At 49.7% G+C, this 2,586-nt stretch carries 4 protein-coding genes; all 4 read right to left on the bottom strand.

The window, feature by feature from the left end:
• Window positions 1-109, bottom strand: a 109-nt coding sequence (locus WEIDD23_RS12840; RefSeq protein ID WP_156469627.1) for a hypothetical protein, incomplete at its 3' end; no start/stop codon positions are given.
• An 11-nt stretch (window positions 110-120) separates the two neighbouring features.
• Window positions 121-1,650 carry a bifunctional phosphoribosylaminoimidazolecarboxamide formyltransferase/IMP cyclohydrolase gene (purH, locus tag WEIDD23_RS10195; protein ID WP_010372632.1) on the bottom strand — a complete coding sequence of 510 codons (1,530 nt, stop codon included), beginning with the start codon at window positions 1,648-1,650 and terminating at the stop codon, window positions 121-123.
• On the bottom strand, window positions 1,647-2,240 hold the full coding sequence (gene purN, locus WEIDD23_RS10190) for a phosphoribosylglycinamide formyltransferase (RefSeq protein ID WP_010372630.1): 594 nt from the start codon (window positions 2,238-2,240) through the stop codon (window positions 1,647-1,649). Before purN ends, purH begins: the two co-directional genes overlap by 4 nt.
• On the bottom strand, window positions 2,231-2,586 hold a 356-nt coding region (locus WEIDD23_RS14935), incomplete at its 5' end, for an AIR synthase-related protein (RefSeq protein ID WP_242865505.1). The genes purN and WEIDD23_RS14935, both read right to left, overlap by 10 nt.

Genomic DNA, 2,586 nt, shown 5'->3' with positions numbered 1-2,586 from the left:
CCACATTGCCTGGTGCCACATAGACCATCGTCACTTGCGCGCTGTTTGCAAACGCTTGTGCCAAGGCATGTTCACGTGCACCCGCGCCAATTACAAGTACTGTTGCCATAGTTTCCTCCACTAATGCTTGAAGTGGCGTACGCCAGAAAATACCAACGCAATGCCGAGCTCGTTTGCCTTATCAATCGAGGCTTGATCCTTAATTGATCCACCCGGCTCAACAATCGCTGTAATACCGTGACTGGCTGCGTAGCTCACTGAATCATCCATCGGGAAAAAGGCATCTGATGCCAGAACAGCCTCGTCATACCCCGCCTTATTTTCTGCCTTGTTAATCGCCAACTTGACTGAGTCAATGCGATTAGGTTGCCCTGCACCAACGCCTAACGTTTGACCATCACGTGCGACCACAATTGCATTCGACTTGACGTGTTTGACGGCTTTTTGTGCAAAAACCATTGCTGCCAGTTGAGCCGCAGTTGGCTGGACCTGACTAACAACTGTGAAATCGGCGATTGTTTCGGTGGTTAAGTCGCGTTCCTGCATGACCATGCCGCCCAAAATCGCAGTCGTTTCAAGCTGTTGTGGCAGCTCCGTCGTAAACGGCAACGTCAACAGTCGTAAATTCTTTTTCTTAGCTAAAACAGCGTACGCGTCATCAGTAAAGGAAGGCGCAATAATAATTTCCAAGAAAATTTGATGCATCTTTTCAGCTGTCGCCAAGTCAACTTCACGATTCAAAGCCACAATGCCACCGAAAATGGAGATATCATCAGCCGCAAAGGCCGCATCCCACGCCGCCTCAATCGTTGCTCCCTGACCAATACCAGCCGGATTCATGTGCTTCACCGTCACCACGGTTGGTGCCGCAAACTCTGCGATAATTCGCAATGCCGCATCTGCATCGCGAATATTGTTGTATGACAACTGCTTACCATGCAAAATGTCCGCACTTAATACTGAATATTCGCTACCTAATGCATCGCGGTAAGCAGCGGCTTGTTGATGCGCATTTTCACCATACCGCAGCGTATCAAATCGATCATAGGTCAGTGTTTGCTGCGTTGGAAATTCTTCGGTTGTTAGGTATGTCGCAATAAGCGCATCATAGGCGGCTGTATGGCGGAACACTTTTGCCGCCATTGCTTGACGAAAATCAGCTTCATCAGCTGTCCCTGACTGCAACCGATCAAGTACAATTTGGTAATCTGCAGGATCGACCACCGGTAACACACCCGCATAATTTTTAGCCGCCGACCGCAACATCGATGGCCCACCAATGTCAATATTTTCAATGGCGTCTGATTGTGTGACGCCCGGCTTTTGAATCGTGGCTTTAAACGGATACAAGTTGACAACCACCAAATCAATTGGGGTGATGCCATACGTGGCTAAGGTGGTCATATGTGCCTCGTCATCACGCCGCGCTAACAAGCCAGCATGAATCCGTGGGTGCAAAGTTTTAACTCGTCCGTCCAGCATTTCGGGGAAGTCAGTTACCGTATCAACCGGCGTAACTGCTAAGCCGGCTGCTTCGAGCACGGCCAACGTCCCACCAGTTGAAACTAATTCGAACCCCAACGTCTGTAGCGTCGTTGCGAATGGGACAATGCCGGTTTTATCTGAAACACTTAGTAATGCACGCGTCATTTTACAAATACTCCTTTTTTAATCAACATGGCAACCGTAGCTGGATACAATGTATGCTCCACCGCATGAATTTTAGTTGTTAACTGTGCCAAATCATCTGTTGCAGTAAGTTTGACCGCCTCTTGGGCAATAATTTCGCCCGAATCAACGCCATCATCGACGTAATGGATGGTCACACCGGTCACTTTAACACCAGCCTGCCACGCATCCGCAATCGCAGAATTGCCAGGGAAGCTGGGCAACAGTGCTGGATGAATATTAATAATGCGTTGGTGAAAGGCATTTACCAACTTAGGGGTCAAAATTCGCATATACCCCGCTAATAAGATACCCACCACACCATCCGCTGCTAAGACCGTTAACATGGCGTCTTCTGCCAATTCGCGTGTCGCGTAATCTTTATAGTTAATCCGTAACACCGGAATACCCGCCGTTTCAGCAAGTTGCTGGGCCCCGGTATGACGACGATCAACCACCACACGAACAATTTCGGCTGGCACCTCACCAGTCTGAGTCGCCTGAATAAGCGCGGCCAAATTAGTGCCAGTTCCTGATGCAAACACTGCTAACTTTGGACGGGTTATGACCATGGTTGCTTACCTCGCCAATTGAGTTGTGCTGACATGGCAGGCGTCACCGTGCCGACTTGATACGCGGCTTGACCTTCATCCGCTAGCATGGCCAACACACGCGCAACATGGGGTGGCTTCACAACCAGAATCATCCCCAACCCCAAATTAAACGTTGCCAGCATGTCTGCCAACGACAGCTGACCGAGGCGTTGCAATTCCATAAAAATCGGTAAAATTGGCCAACTGCCCCACTCTAAAGTGACCGAGGCATCCGCGGGTAGGGCACGGGGCAAGTTACCCACGATACCACCACCGGTAATGTGGGCCATGCTCACGACTAACTGTTCTGCTAGTAACGGTAAAA

It is taken from the genome of Weissella sp. DD23 (genome assembly GCF_001579105.1).
Lineage (GTDB): Bacteria > Bacillota > Bacilli > Lactobacillales > Lactobacillaceae > Weissella > Weissella cibaria.
The sequence above is the reverse complement of the archived record's forward strand: the minus strand, read 5'-3'. Positions and strand labels throughout refer to the sequence as shown.